The 16,460-nt window shown below is 67.2% G+C and carries 15 protein-coding genes; 6 read left to right on the forward strand and 9 right to left on the reverse strand.

What is annotated here, in order from left to right:
* Positions 1-11: 11 nt before the first annotated feature.
* The 8 genes from groL to OG555_RS41515 are packed head-to-tail and all read right to left on the reverse strand — an operon-like array spanning position 12 to position 8,631.
* A complete protein-coding gene (groL, locus tag OG555_RS41480; protein ID WP_329479469.1) occupies positions 12-1,661 on the reverse strand; it encodes a chaperonin GroEL in 1,650 nt (549 codons plus the stop codon).
* 13 nt (positions 1,662-1,674) lie between these two features.
* Positions 1,675-2,700, reverse strand: coding sequence for an NAD(P)-dependent alcohol dehydrogenase (locus tag OG555_RS41485; RefSeq protein ID WP_329479471.1), 1,026 nt, complete (start codon positions 2,698-2,700; stop codon positions 1,675-1,677).
* Complete coding sequence (locus OG555_RS41490) at positions 2,697-3,422, reverse strand: iron-sulfur cluster assembly protein (protein ID WP_329479474.1); 726 nt, start codon at positions 3,420-3,422, stop codon at positions 2,697-2,699. The genes OG555_RS41485 and OG555_RS41490 overlap by 4 nt, the downstream gene beginning before the upstream one ends.
* Positions 3,419-4,438, reverse strand: coding sequence for an amidohydrolase family protein (locus tag OG555_RS41495; RefSeq protein ID WP_329479476.1), 1,020 nt, complete (start codon positions 4,436-4,438; stop codon positions 3,419-3,421). Before OG555_RS41495 ends, OG555_RS41490 begins: the two co-directional genes overlap by 4 nt.
* Before the next feature lie 6 nt (positions 4,439-4,444).
* Positions 4,445-4,780 (reverse strand): propane 2-monooxygenase effector subunit MimD, encoded by a 336-nt coding sequence (mimD, locus tag OG555_RS41500; protein WP_328526967.1) that lies wholly within the window; start codon positions 4,778-4,780, stop codon positions 4,445-4,447.
* A gap of 2 nt (positions 4,781-4,782) precedes the next feature.
* A complete protein-coding gene (locus OG555_RS41505; RefSeq protein ID WP_329479478.1) occupies positions 4,783-5,880 on the reverse strand; it encodes an aromatic/alkene monooxygenase hydroxylase subunit beta in 1,098 nt (365 codons plus the stop codon).
* A 1-nt stretch (position 5,881) separates the two neighbouring features.
* Positions 5,882-6,937 carry an FAD-binding oxidoreductase gene (locus tag OG555_RS41510; protein ID WP_329479480.1) on the reverse strand — a complete coding sequence of 352 codons (1,056 nt, stop codon included), beginning with the start codon at positions 6,935-6,937 and terminating at the stop codon, positions 5,882-5,884.
* A 56-nt stretch (positions 6,938-6,993) separates the two neighbouring features.
* Positions 6,994-8,631, reverse strand: coding sequence for a hypothetical protein (locus OG555_RS41515; protein WP_329479482.1), 1,638 nt, complete (start codon positions 8,629-8,631; stop codon positions 6,994-6,996).
* Between the two features lie 182 nt (positions 8,632-8,813).
* Between OG555_RS41515 and OG555_RS41520 the strand changes: the two genes are divergently transcribed.
* The 5 genes from OG555_RS41520 (at position 8,814) to OG555_RS41540 (ending at position 13,968) form a co-directional block, all read left to right on the forward strand.
* Positions 8,814-10,505, forward strand: a complete 1,692-nt coding sequence (locus tag OG555_RS41520; RefSeq protein ID WP_329479484.1) for a sigma-54-dependent Fis family transcriptional regulator — start codon at positions 8,814-8,816, stop codon at positions 10,503-10,505.
* 153 nt (positions 10,506-10,658) lie between these two features.
* Complete coding sequence (locus tag OG555_RS41525) at positions 10,659-11,420, forward strand: amino acid ABC transporter ATP-binding protein (RefSeq protein WP_329479486.1); 762 nt, start codon at positions 10,659-10,661, stop codon at positions 11,418-11,420.
* 48 nt (positions 11,421-11,468) lie between these two features.
* Entirely contained in the window at positions 11,469-12,302 is an 834-nt protein-coding gene (locus tag OG555_RS41530; RefSeq protein ID WP_329479488.1) for a glutamate ABC transporter substrate-binding protein, read from the forward strand.
* Positions 12,303-12,382: 80 nt separating this feature from the next.
* Complete coding sequence (locus OG555_RS41535) at positions 12,383-13,072, forward strand: amino acid ABC transporter permease (RefSeq protein ID WP_329479490.1); 690 nt, start codon at positions 12,383-12,385, stop codon at positions 13,070-13,072.
* A complete protein-coding gene (locus OG555_RS41540) occupies positions 13,069-13,968 on the forward strand; it encodes an amino acid ABC transporter permease (RefSeq protein ID WP_329479492.1) in 900 nt (299 codons plus the stop codon). The genes OG555_RS41535 and OG555_RS41540 overlap by 4 nt, the downstream gene beginning before the upstream one ends.
* Positions 13,969-14,011: 43 nt before the next feature.
* On the opposite strand, the gene OG555_RS41545 is transcribed toward OG555_RS41540, so the two are convergent.
* The gene (locus tag OG555_RS41545) at positions 14,012-15,301 is read right to left on the reverse strand and encodes an aspartate aminotransferase family protein (RefSeq protein WP_329479495.1); all 1,290 of its coding nucleotides are present in this window, start codon (positions 15,299-15,301) and stop codon (positions 14,012-14,014) included.
* 61 nt (positions 15,302-15,362) lie between these two features.
* Between OG555_RS41545 and OG555_RS41550 the strand changes: the two genes are divergently transcribed.
* On the forward strand, positions 15,363-16,451 hold the full coding sequence (locus OG555_RS41550) for an LOG family protein (protein WP_329484938.1): 1,089 nt from the start codon (positions 15,363-15,365) through the stop codon (positions 16,449-16,451).
* The last annotated feature ends 9 nt before the right edge of the window (positions 16,452-16,460 follow it).

Raw genomic sequence — 16,460 nt, forward strand, 5'->3', positions numbered from 1 at the left:
GCACGCTCCTGTCAGTAGATGTTGGACGGGCGGACCATGCCCTCGGCGAGATCGCCGAAGCCGGGCGCCATGATCGCGCCGGGGTTGCCGAGGATCTCTTCGACGACGGCGGTCTCGGTGGTGATCAGCAGCGCCGCGATCGAGGCCGCGCTCTCCAGCGCCGCCCGGGTGACCTTGAGCGGGTCGATCACCGCGTCGTCCACGAGGTCGGCGTACTGGCCGGTGAGCGCGTTGAAGCCGTGCCCGTTCGGCAGCTCGGCGACCCGCGCCACCACCTCGTCGCCGTCGTACCCGGCGTTGATCGCGATCCACCGCAGCGGTTCCGGCAGTGCTCGCCGGACCACCTCGCGGCCGATGGCCTCGTCGCCGGACAGCTCCAGCTTCGACAGCACGGCCTGTGCCTGGACCAGGACGGTCCCGCCGCCGGCCACCACACCTTCCTCGAGCGCGGCCCGGGTCGCGGCCAGCGAGTCCTCGACCCGCAGCATCCGCTCCTTCAGCTCGACGCTGGTCGCGCCGCCGACCCGGATCACCGCGACCTTGCCGGCCAGCCGGGCCATCCGCAGCTGCAGGCTGTCCTGGTCGGCCTCGATCTTGGCTCGCTCGAACTGCTTCTCCAGCTGGGAGATCCGCGCCTCCACCAGTGACGCGTCCCCGTGCCCGCCCACGATCGTCGTGGAGTCCTCGGTGATCGTGATCCGGTCGCAGGACCCGAGGTGCTCGCGGCTCACGTCGGACAGGTCGAGCCCGGTGTCCTTCGCGATCACCGAACCGCCGAGCGCGGTGGCGAGATCCTCCAGCTCGGCGATCCGGCGGTGGCCGAAGCCGGGCGCCCGGACGACGACCGAGCGCATCGTGTTGTGCATGTTGCCGCCGACCAGCAGTTGCAGCGCCGGCCCGTCGACCTCCTCGGCGAGGACGACGAGGGGCCGCTCGGCACGCTGCGCCACCTCGACGGCCGGCATGATCTCCTGCACCTGGGTGATCTTCTTGTTCGTCAGCAGGATCACCGGGTGGTCGTAGACGGTCTCCATCCGCTCCCGGTCGGTCACCATGTAGGCCGACACGTAGCCGTGGTCGAACTCGATGCCGTCGACCACCTCGACCGACATCCCGAGCGTGTCCGACTCCTCGGTGGTGACGACGCCGTTGCGCCCGACCCAGTCGACCGCGTCCGCGATCACCGCGCCGATCACCTCGTCGTCACTGGCCGCCAACGTCGCGATGTGCCGCAGCTCGTCGCGGCCGCGGACCTCGACCGCCCACTCCCGAAGCGTCTCGATCACCACCGGAACGGTCTGCTCGATCCCGCGCCGGACCCGCATCGGGTTGGCGCCCGCGTCGACCTCACGGAGGCCTTCGCGGACCATCGCCTGGGCCAGCACGGTGGCCGTGGTCGTGCCGTCGCCGACCACCCCGTTGGTCTTCATCGCGACTTCCTTGACCAGCTGCGCGCCCATGTTGGCGAAGGGTTCGCGCAGCTGGATCTCGCGAGCGATGGTGACGCCGTCGTTGGTGATCGTCGGCGGGCCGGTCAGCTTCTCCAGCACCGCGTTACGGCCTTTCGGCCCGAGCGTCACCTTGATCGCGTCCGCGAGCGCGTTCACGCCGGACTCGAGCAACCGCCGCGCGTCCGTGTTGAACCGCAGTTCCTTCGCCATGGTCAGCCTCCTTCTAGGGGATGAGGATCGCCCGGCCGCGGACCCGGCCGTGGTCGAGATCGTCGATGGCCTGCTGGAACTCGGCCAGCGGGTACTTCGTGGTGTGCAGCGCGACCTTGCCCTGGGCCGCGAGCTCCATCAGGTCCTGCAGGTCGTTGTAGGAGCCGACCAGATTCCCGAGGAAGTTGATCTCGGTCGAGATCACGTCGATCGTCGGTACGTCGAGGTTCTCGCCGTACCCGACGACGTAGTAGTTGCCGGCCCGCCGCAGCATCGCGATCCCATCGGCGGTGGCGCCGCCCTCGCCGACGAAGTCGATCACCGCCTCCGCACCGGCGCCGCCGGTCAGCTCCCGGACCTGCTCGACCTGGGTGCCATCGGCAACGATTCCGTGGTCGGCGCCGATCTCGACGGCCAGGTCGAGGGCGGCCTTGTTGCGGTCGACAACGACCACGGTCGCCGCCGAGATCGCCTTCATCACCTGGATCCCGATGTGCCCCAGTCCGCCCGCGCCGATCATCACGCAGACGTTGCCCGGCCTGAGCGCCCGGGCCGCCTTCGCTGCCGCGTGGTACGCGGTCAGTCCGGCATCCGCGAGCGCCGCAACATCGGCCGGCTCGAGTGAGTCGTCGATTCGTACGACGCTCCGGGCGGTGGTGCGCAGATACTCCGCGTACCCGCCGTCGGTGTCGATGCCCGGGAAGCTGCTCGCCTCACAGTGCACGTCGTCGCCGGAGCGGCAGGCCCGGCAGAGTCCGCAGGTGATCAGTGGATGCAGGATCACCTTGTCGCCGACCGCCACGTTGGTGACCGCGTCGCCGACCGCGTGGACCCAGCCGGCGTTCTCGTGGCCGATCGTGTACGGGAGCCGTACGCCGCTCTTCTCCGCCCACTGCCCTTCGAGGATGTGCAGGTCGGTCCGGCAGACCCCCGCTCCCCCGATCCGGACGACGACGTCGAGCGGCCCGGTGACCTTCGGCTCGGGTACGTCGGACAGCTGCAACTTCTCGTGATAGCCGATGACCTGGACGGCTCTCATTTCGTCCTCCTCGTATTGGTGATCAGGCCGCCCGGCTCGTCGTCGTACCGGGTGGCAAGCAGGCCGCGGCAGAAGTGCGCGTTGCCCTCGACGGAGATCCGGACCGCCTTCGCGAATCGCAGCCGCATCGGTATCGCCTCGGGCGGCACCGGAACGCCGTCGTCGTCGACCAGCACCAGGTCGTCGGGCCGGATGCCGAGTCCGATGTCAGTGCGCCGCCGGAGCAGGGCCTCCTTGTGCGGACCACCGACCAGCTGGCCGAGGGTGAGCCCGGACAACTGGTCGACGGTGGTACCGCTGGACCGGAGCAACGCCATCACGCACCGCTCCATCGCCGCGGTATGCGCCTTGCGCTGGAAGGTCCGGCGCAGCTCGTCCAGGTTCTGCTCGGCCTCGGATCCGAACGTGCCGACATAGCCCGCGTCCGCGGCCAGACCGGCGTTGATCTTGTCCGAGTCGTGGTGATCGTCGAGCAGTACCGTCACCGTGCCCACCTCCGGCACCCGACGCAGGGCGTCGACCGCGTCGGATGCCATCAGGTAGGCGAAGTTGGGCGCGCAGAACGAGGTCGGCAACCGCAGATGGACGGTCACGCCGGCGTCGTCGATCCGGACCGACCGGACGAAGCCCAGCTCCGTGATCGGCTGGTCCAGCTCGGGGTCGACGACCGTCGCGAGCGCCGCCGCGACGCCGGCCTCCAGCGACACCGCGACCGTGATCATGACGCCACGGCTTCTTCCCGCGATCCGGCGTCAGCGGGAAGCCGGAGCTCCTCGGGTACGTCGAGGTCGTACAGGCCGGCCGCATTCAGTCCGAGGATCTTCTTCTTCTGCTCGACGGTCAGCGGCGCGTACTCGGTCAGGTCCGCCGGGATCTGGAAGTCGACGAACTTCTCCACCAGCCACTTCGGCGTCCAGAGCGCGTAGTCCGACGAGAAGAGGATCCGGTCCTCGCCGATCCAGTAGAGCAACTCCCCGATGATCTGCGCGAAGTACTTCGGCCGGGTGTGGATGAACGGCATCGCCACCGCCAGACCGCCGTACACGTTGGGCTCCTGGGTGGCGATCCAGCAGAAGTCCTCCAGCCGGGGCAGGCCGACGTGCTCGACGATGAAGTTCAGGTCGGTGTAGTCGGTCGCCACCTGGTCGATGTCCGCGACGTCGAACGCGTCCCGGTCCAGCGGCCGGATGGTGGGGCCCTTGTGCACGTGGATGTTCTTGATCCCGAGCTTCAGGCACTCCTCGAGATAGCGGCGCGACCACGGGCTGTCCAGCTTGTAGCCGCGGGAGTCTCCGTGCCACTCGGCGGTGTAGAGCTTGACGCCCTTCAGCCCCATCCGGTCGGCGTCCTTGCGGAGCTGTTCGAGACCGGCCTCCTCGTGGCGCGGGTCCCATGCGTGGTTGTAGGTGAGCTTGCCGGGGTTCGCCCGGGTCAGCGCGAGGGCGTCCTCGGTCTGGCCGAAACCCCGCTTGTAGAAGTCGCTCAGGATGGCCGGCTGGAAGATCGCGTGGTCGACGTACCCGTCCTCGAACAGGTCCTTCAGCAGGCGCTGCTCGCCGTAGTACGTGTAGGTGTCGTAGTCCCAGACGACCTCTTCGGGGCTGAGGTTCTTGTGGTAGTCGTAGAAGCAGTCGATGAACTGCTTGCCGTGGATGTTGCGCTGGTTCTCCGCCCGGGCGTCCCACAGCGCGATGTGGGCGTCGACGATGTAGTACTTCTCACCGTTCTTCTCGTACATGCGGCCTCACTTCGTGGTGAGGTCGAAACCGATGTACTCGGCGGCGTCCTCGGGGCTGGCGAACAGGATGGTCTTGTCGTCGAGGTGCACCATCCGGCCGTAGTGGGTGGAGGAGATCTCCTCGAAGACCGAGCCGTCGAACTCCATCCCGAGCGCGTCGGACAGTTCGGCGTAGTCGAAGTCGAGCAACCCGGTGCCGTCGACGCGGATCATCGACGGATACTCGGTCAGCTCGACGCCGTCCTTGGCGCCCATCACCTGGGCGACGACGCGGCCGATCGGCGTGTTCATCAGGGTCACACCGGTCTTGTTGGAGAACTCGGCGGCAGATCCGAACTGCATGCTCACTGGTCCAGCTCCTTCGGAGTGTCGAGCCCGAGATCCTCGAGCAGGGAACGGAACTTCTGCTTGGCCGCGTCCAGGCTGTCCGCGAACGTGACCGACTTGTCGGCCGGCTGCGACCAGATCGGCTGCAGCGCGTGCGCAGCGTCGAGGCAGCGCGGCACCCAGGTCGCGAGCCACTCGCCGAACAGCACCTTGTTGGTCTCGCCGAACTCGGCGTCCCGGGTCAGCAGCCGGAACAGGTTGCGGCTGTAGCCGAGGTCGCGGTCGTAGTCGTGCTCGCCGGTGCCGACGATGGTCGGCGTGATGTAGTCGCCGTTGCGGGCCGCGATCTGCATCACCAGCTCGGTGCGGAAGAGCGACCCGACCAGCTGCTCGAACACGATGTTGGTGGCGAACAACAGCTCGCACCAGTCGCCGACGGCGGTCAGCCGCTCGACCACCTCACGCGTCGGCTGCCACTCCGGCGCGCTCTTCCAGACCTCCTTGTGGGCCGCGCCGTCGAACGGTACGTCTGCCTCGGACAGGTCCAGGTTGAACAGGGCGAGGTCCTGGGCGAACCGCATCTTGTGGGCGGCGTTGACGGCGACCGCGGTGTTGATCATGTTCGTCGGACCGGACCGCTGGATGCTGGTGAACACGTGCAGGGCAAGGCCGTTCTCGGCGTGCATCCAGGCGCCGAGATTGCGCTCGACGAACTTCAGCCAGGCCGGGTTCCAGGCGTCGTACGCCCGGGCCCGCTTGGCGTTCTGCAGGCCGAGGTCGACCTGGCGGACGACCGCGGAGTTGTTCCGGTAGATCGTCTGGTTCCACTCCTCGTTCGGGTCGAGGAAGGCGTGCCAGTTCGAGGACTTCGCGGCGGTCCACTCCTTCGGGTAGCCGCCGGGACCGTCACCGAAGCCGTAGATCCAGCCCTGGCTCAGGTGCCGCTCCGGGTCGGGCTGCACGTCGACCGTGACGTCCTCGTACATCGTCGCGCGCAGCTTGGCCGGCTTGTAGTAGTTGTACGACCGGCTCTGCGAGCTGGGGAACTCCAGCGCGCCGGCCTCAGAGTCGGTGAACTCGATCTTCGGGAAACTGCGGTGCTTGGTTTCTGGCATCTCAGACTCCATCGGTAGTCGCTGGGCTGGTGAACTTGTCGTAGAAGACCTGGTCCTTCGGCACGTTGCTTGCCTCCAGCAACGCCAGGGCGGCGTCGACCATCGGCGGCGGCCCGCACAGGTAGACCTCGCTGCGGTGCAGCTCGGCCTCCCGCCGCTCGACGATGTCGGTGACGTTGCCTTGTTCGACATTCAGCCCGTCCGTGTGCTCAGTCGCCTCGGACAGGGCCGACTCGGACAGGCAGGCGACGAACTCGAAGCCGGTGAGCTCCGCACCGAGTTCCTTGATCGCCTCGAGGTAGAACAGGTCGGCCGCCGTACGAGCGCCGTAGTAGAAGCGGACCGGACGAGTGCTGCCGGTCTCGCGCAGGTGCCGCAGGATGGACAGGATGGGCGCCATCCCGGCCCCGCCGGCCACGCAGACGACCGGCAGCACATGGCCGTCCTTCAGGGTCGACGAGCCGTACGGCCCGGTCAGCGACAGTTCGTCGCCGACCGCGAGCTCGCCGTCGAGCAGGGCCGAGAACCGGCCGCCCGGGTACTTCTTGATCAGGAACTCGAGCTCGTCCGGCGTCGACTGGGTGGTCGCCATCGAGAACGAGCGGTGGTCGTCGGTGCCGGGGATGGTGATGTCGACGTACTGACCCGGCCTGAACTCGAACGCCTGCTCCGTCTTCATCCGGAGCGAGACGATGTCCCGCGTGACGGGTTCGATCACCAGGACCCGGGCGGTCACGGTCTGGATCGGAACGCCGCCGAGCAACTCGTCCTCGTCGTAGTTGAGCAGCTCGATCGTGCAGTCGCTGAAGGCATGCGCCCGGCACAGCAGCACGTACCCCTCGGCCACCTCGGCGTCGTTGCACGCGAACGTGGAGTAGCGCTCCATCTGCAGGTCACCGTCCAGGACGTACGACTTGCAGGCGGAGCACTGCCCCTCCTTGCAGCCGTGCATCAGGTGGATGCCCTGCCGGAACGCCGCGTCGAGGATCTTGTCGTCCTCGGTGACGTCCATCTCGATGTCGACCGGTTCGAAGCGGATCCGGTGGGTGTCGGCCATGTCGGCCTCCTCCTGATGCTCGGTGGATTCAGTGCCAGACGAGACAGCTCATCGCGTCAGGCCGCGGGCTTGGTTCCGTTGGCCTTGTACGCCGCCACATGGGCCTCGCGCTCGGCGTCGGACATCTCGTTCAGCAGCACGTTCGGGCTCATGAACGTGTTGCCGCGGACGTCGTCGAGGGTCCACATCTTCTTCGGGTCGTCCAGGTCCAGGTGCGGTTGGCCGATCAGCGTCTTGCCGTCGTCACGCACGTACCCGAGGTCCTGGACGATGTCGGCCAGGTCCTTGTTGTGGTGCAGGGTCTCCCACTCACGGAAGCCGGTCAGGCGTCCCATGTTGGGTGTCGGGCGGCCGTCGTACTCGCCGCGGAAGGCGACCGCGTCGGTCCAGTAGCAGGTCTCCGAGCAGTACGTGCGCCACTGGTCGTCGACCTTCTCGACCACCATGTCCTCGCGGATCAGCGCCGGCACCATGCAGGTCCAGCAGCGGTGCGGGTACTGATACCCGACCTCCTCGAAGGCGATCGGCTTGTTCTTGCCGGGGTAGGCGAGCCGGTTGTAGTTCTCCCACCACTTGCCGTACTTCGAGTACCAGCCTGGGTACTTCTCCTCGAACCACTCGAAGTCCTTGTCGGTCATCGCGTCGATCCGCCAGTAGTTCACCGGCCAGCCGGTGGCGAAGAACCGCGCGACCTCGTGCACGTAGCCCTTGTCGACGATCCGCTTCCAGGCTTCCTCGACCAGGTCGTGCGGAATCGTGAGGCCGTACTTCTCCAGCGGCAGCAGGTAGCTGCGGTAGTAGTCGTCGTAGATCCACCGGCGCCACATCTCCGCATAGCTCTCCCGGTCCTTGCGGCGGTCCTTCGTGCCGTACTCGATGAAGGTCCCGATCGCCGCGTCCACGACGCAGTGGTTGTTCCACCACGCGTAGCGCAGGTCGCGCTCGAGCAGCGGCCGGTTGCGCTCGTCGGCGAGGGCCATCAGCAGAATCGAGTAGCCGTTGCTGATGTGGCGCGACTCGTCGGACTGCACCGAGTGGAAGACGGTCGGCAGCAGATAGTCGCCGTTGGCCGCGGCCTCGTCCGGCATCGCCACGAACAGCGTGTTGGTGAACGCGGTCTCCGCGACCACAGTCAGGTAGATGTTCGCGGCGGTGATCGCGTCACCGGTGATGAACCCCTCGCCGAACTGCCGGCCGATGGTGCCCGCGTAGTTGTTCGCGAACGCCTTCTCGGTCATGTCGAACCCGGCCGGGTCGATGTAGTTGTTCATGTACAGGCGCTTGAGGTTCATCTGGATCGTCGAGTGCCTGACCTCGTCGATCATCTGCACCGCGAGCCCGTTGTGGATCTCCGGGTTCGGTACGGCGTCGATCGCCATCGGCATCGCCCGGGCGGCGGAGATCTCCGGGAACGGGATGATCGACAGGAACAGCTTCTGCCACTCCAGCCAGCGCTGCTGCACCTGGCGGAACATGTTGCCGCGGATCGCGCCGTCCATGGCGCCGTACACGCGGTTGTCCTTCTCCTCCTCCATCGGGAAGTAGGACCGCATGATCTGCTTCAGCGGGTCCTTCTTCGGCGCCTTCTCGAACGTGTAGTCGGTGCCGAACCGGGTCGCCGGGGTCGCGAAGGTCGGTTCCCACGACAGTTCGGTGATCTTGGCGTGCGCCTTGGTGAGACTCTGCCTACTCAATGTCTGCCTCCATGATCGGGAGCCGGCTCTCGGCCCGGCTCCTGCGGTACGGCGGGCTGCGTTAAGAAGGGATGAAAGCCGTCCGGGGGCGGCGTCCGTGTCTCAATGTGAGATGGCGGTCACACACGGGGCGGCTACCGTGGTGGGAACTCCGCTGGTGACGGACGTGAAGGAGGCGACCCATGAGCGCTGCACTGCCGGTCCGGGATCCGATCCGGGTCTCATGGGAGCGTTCACACGCATCTCAGGTGGACGTTGACCGCCCCGCCCCGAAGTACTTCGACCGGATCGACCGCGAGACCACGCTGATGCGGGCCGCCCGGCCGGTCATCGACGCGCTGTCGTCGGAGCTCACCAACGAGCCGGTCTGCATCATCCTGACCGACGCGAAGGGCGTCGTCCTCGACCGCCGCGGCGGCGACCCGTCCCTGCTGCGGCGGCTGGACTCCGTCGACCTCGCGCCCGGATTCCGGTACGCCGAGTCCGAGGTCGGGACCAACGGGATCGGTACGGCGCTCGAGGTGGGCGGCCCGATCCTGATTCACGGGCCCGAGCACTACAACGACAAGCTGCGGATGTTCTCCTGCGCCGGGGCGCCGATCACCCATCCGGTCACCGGCGGCCTGCTCGGCGTACTGGACATCACCACCCAGGCCCGGAACTCGAACTCGATCCTGCTGTCGTTCGCCAAGCTCGCGGCCCGGCGGATCCACGAACGGGTCGTCGAGGAGGCGAACGCGCTCGACCACGCGCTGCTGAGCGACTACTACGCCGCCTGCCGGCACAGTGGCGGCCCGGTGCTCGCGCTCGGGGACGAAGTGTTCATGATGAACGCCTACGCGCAGGCCCGGTTCGACGCCGTCGACCAAGCGGCGCTGATCGACCGCACCCGGGACGCCCGGGGTGGCACCAAGCCGCTGGTGATCCTGACCGACCTGCCCAGCGGGACGACCGCCCGGCTGGCCTACCGGCCGACCTTCCTCGGCGACACCCTGGCCGGCGGCGTCATCCAGATCAAGGAGCAACGGCCACCGGCCCGCAGTCAGCAACCCGCCCGCGCCCCCTTGGTTCCTGGCACGACCGGGTCCAGCGCGGTCTGGCAGCACGTCACCCAGGAGATGCTGGACGCGTGCCGCCGGTCCGAGTGGCTGATCGCCGACGGCGAACCGGGCGCGGGCAAGCTGTCCCTGCTGCGCGCGGTCCGCCGGCACGTGTCCCCCGACCGGCGGCTGGCCGTTCTCGATCCCGCGGTGACCGGCGACGACCTGCCGGCCGAGGCCCGGGCCGAACTGGAATCCGGTTCCGACCTGATCATCCGGCGGGCCAACCTCTTGACCGGCGAGGTCCTCTACGGCCTGACCGACGTACTGCAGAGCGTCCGCGACGGCGCGATCGCCGGGGACGCCTGGGTCGCGCTCACCCTGCCGGCGGACCGGTCCGAGATCGCCGACCAACTGCTGGCGTTCTTCCCCAGGACCGTCGAAGTACCTCCGCTACGGCACCATCTCGAAGACATTCCGGCACTGGTCCGATCGCTGCTGGCCAAGGCCGGCGTCAGCGGCCTGACCTTCTCCACCACGACGATGAACCAGTTGATGCGGCTGCCGTGGGCGGGCAACATCACCCACCTGCGCGCCGCCCTCACCGCGGTCGCCAAGCGACGCCGGTCCGGCGTGGTCGAGCTGGCAGATCTGCCACCCGAGTGCCGGGCCACGACCCGTCGGCAGTTGACGCCGATCGAGGCGCTGGAGCGGGACGCGATCGTCGACGCGCTCTCGATGTACGACGGCGACAAGCAGGCCGCGGCCGCCGCGCTGGGGATGTCACGGGCGACCATCTACCGCAAGATCCGCGACTACGGAATCGTCACCTGACGGCCCTCGCCTGATCGGTTCACATCGGGTGGTAATACAGATGGACAGCCTGTGAGGCTTCCATCACAGTACGCGCCGGTTATTGCAGATCGTTACCACCGTGGAACCGCCCAGCGCTGCGACCGCACCCTAGGCTCCGCTAGGTTCTGGGCCATGAGCGATTCCGGTACCTTGACGAAAACCGGTCTGGTTGCGCTGACCGGGGTCAACAAACATTTCGGCGAGCTGCACGTCCTGAAGGACATCAACCTGTCCATCGCCAAGGGCGAGGTCGTCGTGGTGATCGGTCCGTCCGGGTCCGGAAAGTCCACGCTCTGCCGCGCGATCAACCGGCTGGAACCGATCGACGAGGGCAGCATCACCCTCGACGGGCAGCCGCTGCCCAGCGAGGGCAAGGCCCTGGCCAAGCTGCGCGCCGACGTCGGCATGGTGTTCCAGTCGTTCAACCTGTTCGCGCACAAGACGATCCTGCAGAACGTCACCCTCGGTCCCACGAAGGTGCGCGGTCTGTCCAAGGCCGAGGCGGACGAGAAGGCTCGCGGTCTGCTCGAGCGGGTCGGCGTCACCGCCCAGGCCGACAAGTATCCGGCGCAGCTGTCCGGTGGTCAGCAACAACGGGTGGCGATCGCTCGCGCCCTGGCGATGGATCCCAAGGTGATGCTGTTCGACGAGCCGACCTCGGCCCTGGACCCGGAGATGATCAAAGAGGTCCTCGACGTGATGGTCGACCTGGCCGGCCAGAGCATGACGATGGTCGTGGTCACCCACGAGATGGGCTTCGCCCGCCGGGCGGCCAACCGGGTCGTCTTCATGGCCGACGGTCAGATCGTCGAGGAAGCCGAGCCGGAGAAGTTCTTCACCGATCCGCAGACCAGGCGGGCGCAGGACTTCCTCTCGAAGATCCTCACCCACTGACCCCTCGCGCCGTTCCCAAGCAGTACCGAACAACGGAGGAAAAAGACAATGCGAATCATCGCTGCCCTCGGCATCGCGGGCCTGGCTGCGACCGGACTGGTCGCTTGCGGCGACGACTCGAGCAACAGCTCGGGCTCCAGCGGTGGTGAGAAGGTCACCATCGGCATCAAGTTCGACCAGCCTGGTATCGGCCTGAAGGAAGGCGCGAACTACACCGGCATGGACGTCGACGTCGCGAAGTACGTCGCCAAGGAGCTCGGCTACAACGAGGACATCACGTTCAAGGAGTCCCCGTCGGCCCAGCGCGAGACGCTGCTGGCCAACGGCCAGGTCAAGATGATCTTCGCGAGCTACTCGATCACCGACAAGCGCAAGGAGAAGGTGTCCTTCGCCGGTCCGTACCTGACCGCCGGTCAAGACCTGCTGGTCAAGGCCGACAACACCGATATCACCGGTCCGGAGACGCTGAACGGCAAGAAGCTGTGCTCGGTGACCGGCTCGACCTCGGCGCAGAAGGTCAAGGACAAGTTCGCCAGCACCGTGCAACTGCAGGAGTACGACACCTACTCCAAGTGCGTGGAGGCCCTCGGCGCCGGCGCGATCGACGCGGTGACCACCGACAACACCATCCTGGCCGGCTACGCCTCGCAGGAGGCGAACAAGGGCAAGTTCAAGGTGGTCGGCAAGACGTTCTCGACCGAGCGGTACGGCGTCGGCCTGAAGAAAGGCGACACCGAGACCTGCACCAAGGTCAACGACGCGCTGAAGAAGATGGTGGACTCCGGCGAGTGGCAGAAGGCCTTCGACAAGAACCTGGGTCCGTCCGGGCTGAAGCTCGACCCGGCGACGAACCCGCCGAAGACCTTCGACGCCTGCGCCTGATCTGACATCGCCGGGGAGAGGCCGCTCGCGCGGTCTCTCCCCGGCGTGCTGATCTCCACCTCGTTCCCAGCTGGAGAAACATGGACGTGATTTCGGAGTTCTTCGTCGAGTACGACGGTCTGCAAGCCTTCTGGACGACCATCTACCTCACGCTGCTGTCGGCGTTCTTCGCGCTGCTGATCGGCACCGGGGTGGCGGTGATGCGGGTCTCCCCCGTCCGGGTGCTGCAAGTGATCGGCTCCGCCTACGTGAACATCGTCCGGAACACCCCGCTGACCCTGGTCATCGTGTTCTGCAACCTCGGGCTGTTCCTGCAGCTCGGCGTCTCGCTGGCGAACAAGGATTCGGACACCTTCATCACCGACAACAACTTCCGGCTCGCCGTCCTCGGCCTGTCGGTCTACCACGCGTCGTTCGTGGCCGAGGCGATCCGCAGCGGTGTCAACACCGTGCCGCTGGGCCAGGCCGAAGCGGCGCGAGCGATCGGCCTGCCGTTCCTGAAGACGCTGCGGTACGTCGTACTCCCGCAGGCGTTCCGCGGTGCGATCGCCCCACTGGGCAACGTGCTGATCGCCCTGACCAAGAACTCGACGGTTGCCTCCGTCATCGGTGTCACCGAGGCCTCCGCGGTGATGAAGGTGATGATGGAGAACCGGCCGGACGTGATCTTCGTGGTGTTCGGCATCTTCGCGGTCGGCTTCGTCATCCTGACGCTGCCGGTCGGCGTGCTGTTCACCTCGATGTCCAAGCGCCTGGCGGTGAAGCGATGAGCAACAGCAGCGTTCTGTTCGACGCGCCCGGCCCGCGGGCCAAGCGCCTGTACGCCGCCGTCGGCGTGGGCAGCATCGTCGTGCTGGTCCTGGTGTTGTGGTTCGTCCTCGCCAAGTTCAACGAGAAGGGGCAGCTCACCGCGGCGAAGTGGAAGCCGTTCCTGACCGGCGAGATCTGGACCCAGTACCTGATCCCCGGCCTGATCGGCACGCTGACCGCGGCCGCCATCTCGGTCGTCCTGGCGCTGGTCTTCGGGACGCTGCTGGGTATCGGGCGGCTGTCGCTCGCGGCGTGGATCCGGTGGCCCTGCAGCGTGATCGTCGAGTTCTTCCGCTCGGTGCCCGTGCTGCTGATGATGCTGTTCACCTACGCCCTGTACGCCAACTACGAGGTGGTCCCGCCGGATCGGCTCGCCCTGGCCGCGGTCGTCACCGGCCTCACGCTGTACAACGGCGCGGTGGTCGCCGAACTCGTCCGCTCCGGCGTCTACTCCCTGCCGAAGGGGCAGGAAGAGGCGGCCAAAGCGATCGGCCTGACCAGCGGGCAGACGATGCGCCTGATCCTGTTGCCCCAGGCAATCACCGCGATGCTGCCGGCCATCGTCGGGCAACTGGTGGTGATCCTGAAGGACACCGCGCTCGGCTACATCATCACGTACGAGGAACTGCTCCGGAAGGCGGAGCAGATCGGCAACTACAAGTCGAACCTGCTTCCGGCGTTGATCGTCGTCGGCGCGATCTTCGTGATCCTGAACTACCTGCTCGGCCGGCTCGCCCAGTGGGTCGAAGGCCTGACGCGCCGCCGCGGCCGCTCCGCCGGGGGCCCCATCGCCCCCGACCAGATCGACCAGACCGCCGTCGCCACCGCGGCAGCCGGCGCCATCCCGCCGATCTGAGCGACGAAGAGAAGAGCCCCTCGATGGAGGGGCTCTTCTCTGGTCAGCGGAGGGTGTTGAAGGAGTCTCGGATGATCTCCAGGGCCTCGGCGGTTTCGTCTTCGGTCAGGGTCATCGGTGGGGCCATCCGCAGGACGTTGCCGTAGAGGCCGCCCTTGCCGACCAGGAGGCCCCGGTTCTTGGTCTCCTGCTGGAGTTTGGCGGTCGTGGCGGCGTCGGGGCTGTTGTCGTCCGGCTTCACGATCTCGGCGGCCAGCATCAGACCCTTGCCGCGGACGTCGCCGAGCTCGGGGAACTCCTCGGAGATGCCGCGCAGTCCGTCGGCCAGCTGGGCGCCGCGCTTGGCCGCGTTCGCCTGCAGGTCGTGGTCGAGCAGGTAGTCGATGGTCGCCTTCGCCGCGCTGGTCGAGATCGGGTTGCCGCCGAAGGTCGACAGCGAGTTCGCCTTGATGCTGTCCATCAGGTCGGGCCGGGCGACCACGCCGCCGATCGCGAACCCGTTGCCGAGCCCCTTCGCGAACGTCATGGCATCCGGTACGACGTCGTGCGCCTGGATCCCCCAGAAGTGGTCACCGGTCCGCCCCCACCCGGTCTGCACCTCGTCGGAGATGAAGAGGATCCCGAACTCGTCGAGCACCTCCTTGAAGGCGCCGTACAAGCCGTCCGGGGGTGACGAGAACCCGCCGACGCCCTGGATCGGCTCCGTGATCAGACAGGCGACGTCGCCGGCGGTGGTGGTCTCGATGACGTTGCGCAGGTCGTCGACGCAGACCTTGATGTAGTCCGCGTCGGGCAGGTCGCGGAACGGGCTGCGGTACCGGTACGCGCCCTGCACGTACTGCACGTTCACCGGGGACAGGCTGCTCGCGGACCAGCCGCGGTTGCCGGTGATCGCGACGGTCCCGAAGGCGCGGCCGTGATAGGAGTTCCGCATCGCCAGCACCTGGTTGGAGCGGCGGTTCTGGGTGGCGAGCAGCAGCGCCGTCTCGTTCGCCTCGGTGCCGGAGTTGGCGAAGAAGACCTTGGCGTTCGGGATGCCGGACAACTCGGCAATCTGCTCGGCCAGCTCGATCTGCTTGCGGATCAGGTACACCGTCGAGGTGTGCGCGATCCCGCTGCCGAGCTGCTCGCGCACCGCGTCGGAGATCTCCGCGATGTCGTAGCCGATCGCGTTGGTCAGGATGCCGGCGAAGAAGTCGAGGTAGGTGGCGCCCTCACCGTCGGTGACCCGGCGACCCGTTCCCTCCACGATCTCGATCGGCTCCTCGTAGTACAACGCGAGCCAGTCCGGCATGACGGCCTTGTGACGCTCCCAGAGCTCCGCATGTGTCATGTCCAACCTTTACCTCAACTCATAGTGCACGTCTATCGCGGTTAGGGTGCTCTCCGTGACAATGCCGAGCATTCCGCATGTGGACATCGAGTCCCTGGAGCATTTCGACCGGATCGTCGCCGCCGGGGCCACCTCGATGGATGGGTGGCGGGTGCAGTCGGTCGATCTGACCGGACGGACGGCGGAGTTGCTCGGCCTGCGCCCGATGGGCGCCCTGTTCCTCGGCTGCCTGCTGGAGGAGAAGGCGGACAGCTGGATTCGCGACGGCGGCGGACTCGTCTTCCCCGCCATCCCGTCCCTCCCCTTCGACGCCTACCGCGGCACGCTGTACGACGCCGAGGAGCTGTACGCCGGCCTCGAGCACGGGTACGACGCCACACCGGACGCCCGGATTTACGCGTGGTCCCGGCAACACGACGAGAAGGGCGACACCAGCCGGACCCTCGCCGCGGCCCTCCACGACCACGCCATCGGCGATGCTCTCGACGATCTGCCCGGCAACGAGCCCTGGGTGGGTGTGATGGGCGGCCACGGCGTACTCCGGAGCGACGACAGCTACCGAGCCGCTGTGCTCCTCGGTCGTACGCTCGCTCGCCGCAAGCGCATGGTGGTCACCGGCGGCGGCCCCGGTGCAATGGAGGCCGCCAACCTCGGTGCGTCACTCTCCGAATACGACGACGCCGCCATCGCCCGTGCACTCGCCGCACTAGCGCGCGTACCGTCGTTCAAACCCTCTGTGGCCGCGTGGGCTGCCGCGGGTCTCGACGTACGGCGTGAGTTCCCGGGCGACGGTGGTGTGTCCGTCCCGACGTGGTTCTACGGCCACGAGCCGCCGAACGTGTTCGCGTCGGCCATCGCGAAGTACTTCTCCAACGCGCAGCGTGAGGACGTCCTGCTCAGCCGGGCACGTGGCGGCATCATCTACCTGCCCGGCGCGGCCGGCACCGTGCAGGAGGTCTTCCAGGCCGTCACCCCCAACTACTACGGCGACCCGGCGACCCAGATCCCGCTCATCCTCGTCGGCATCGACCACTGGACCGTGAAGCTACCCGTCTGGCCTCTCCTGCAGACCCTCGCTTCCGACCGCCCGATGGCCCGCTCCATCCAGCTGGTCGACACCATCGACGAGGCCGCTGCCCTCGTCGGCTGAACTGTCGGT

The sequence above is a fragment of the Kribbella sp. NBC_01484 genome (assembly GCF_036227145.1).
Taxonomy (GTDB): Bacteria; Actinomycetota; Actinomycetes; order Propionibacteriales; family Kribbellaceae; genus Kribbella.

Bases quoted from the DNA above. Each gene is read 5' to 3' on its own strand.
- groL (WP_329479469.1), bottom strand. From the start codon at position 1,661: ATGGCGAAGGAACTGCGGTTCAACACGGACGCGCGGCGGTTGCTCGAG.
- OG555_RS41485 (WP_329479471.1), bottom strand. From the start codon at position 2,700: ATGAGAGCCGTCCAGGTCATCGGCTATCACGAGAAGTTGCAGCTGTCC.
- OG555_RS41490 (WP_329479474.1), bottom strand. From the start codon at position 3,422: ATGATCACGGTCGCGGTGTCGCTGGAGGCCGGCGTCGCGGCGGCGCTC.
- OG555_RS41495 (WP_329479476.1), bottom strand. From the start codon at position 4,438: ATGTACGAGAAGAACGGTGAGAAGTACTACATCGTCGACGCCCACATC.
- mimD (WP_328526967.1), bottom strand. From the start codon at position 4,780: ATGCAGTTCGGATCTGCCGCCGAGTTCTCCAACAAGACCGGTGTGACC.
- OG555_RS41505 (WP_329479478.1), bottom strand. From the start codon at position 5,880: ATGCCAGAAACCAAGCACCGCAGTTTCCCGAAGATCGAGTTCACCGAC.
- OG555_RS41510 (WP_329479480.1), bottom strand. From the start codon at position 6,937: ATGGCCGACACCCACCGGATCCGCTTCGAACCGGTCGACATCGAGATG.
- OG555_RS41520 (WP_329479484.1), top strand. From the start codon at position 8,814: ATGAGCGCTGCACTGCCGGTCCGGGATCCGATCCGGGTCTCATGGGAG.
- OG555_RS41525 (WP_329479486.1), top strand. From the start codon at position 10,659: ATGAGCGATTCCGGTACCTTGACGAAAACCGGTCTGGTTGCGCTGACC.
- OG555_RS41530 (WP_329479488.1), top strand. From the start codon at position 11,469: ATGCGAATCATCGCTGCCCTCGGCATCGCGGGCCTGGCTGCGACCGGA.
- OG555_RS41535 (WP_329479490.1), top strand. From the start codon at position 12,383: ATGGACGTGATTTCGGAGTTCTTCGTCGAGTACGACGGTCTGCAAGCC.
- OG555_RS41540 (WP_329479492.1), top strand. From the start codon at position 13,069: ATGAGCAACAGCAGCGTTCTGTTCGACGCGCCCGGCCCGCGGGCCAAG.
- OG555_RS41545 (WP_329479495.1), bottom strand. From the start codon at position 15,301: ATGACACATGCGGAGCTCTGGGAGCGTCACAAGGCCGTCATGCCGGAC.
- OG555_RS41550 (WP_329484938.1), top strand. From the start codon at position 15,363: ATGCCGAGCATTCCGCATGTGGACATCGAGTCCCTGGAGCATTTCGAC.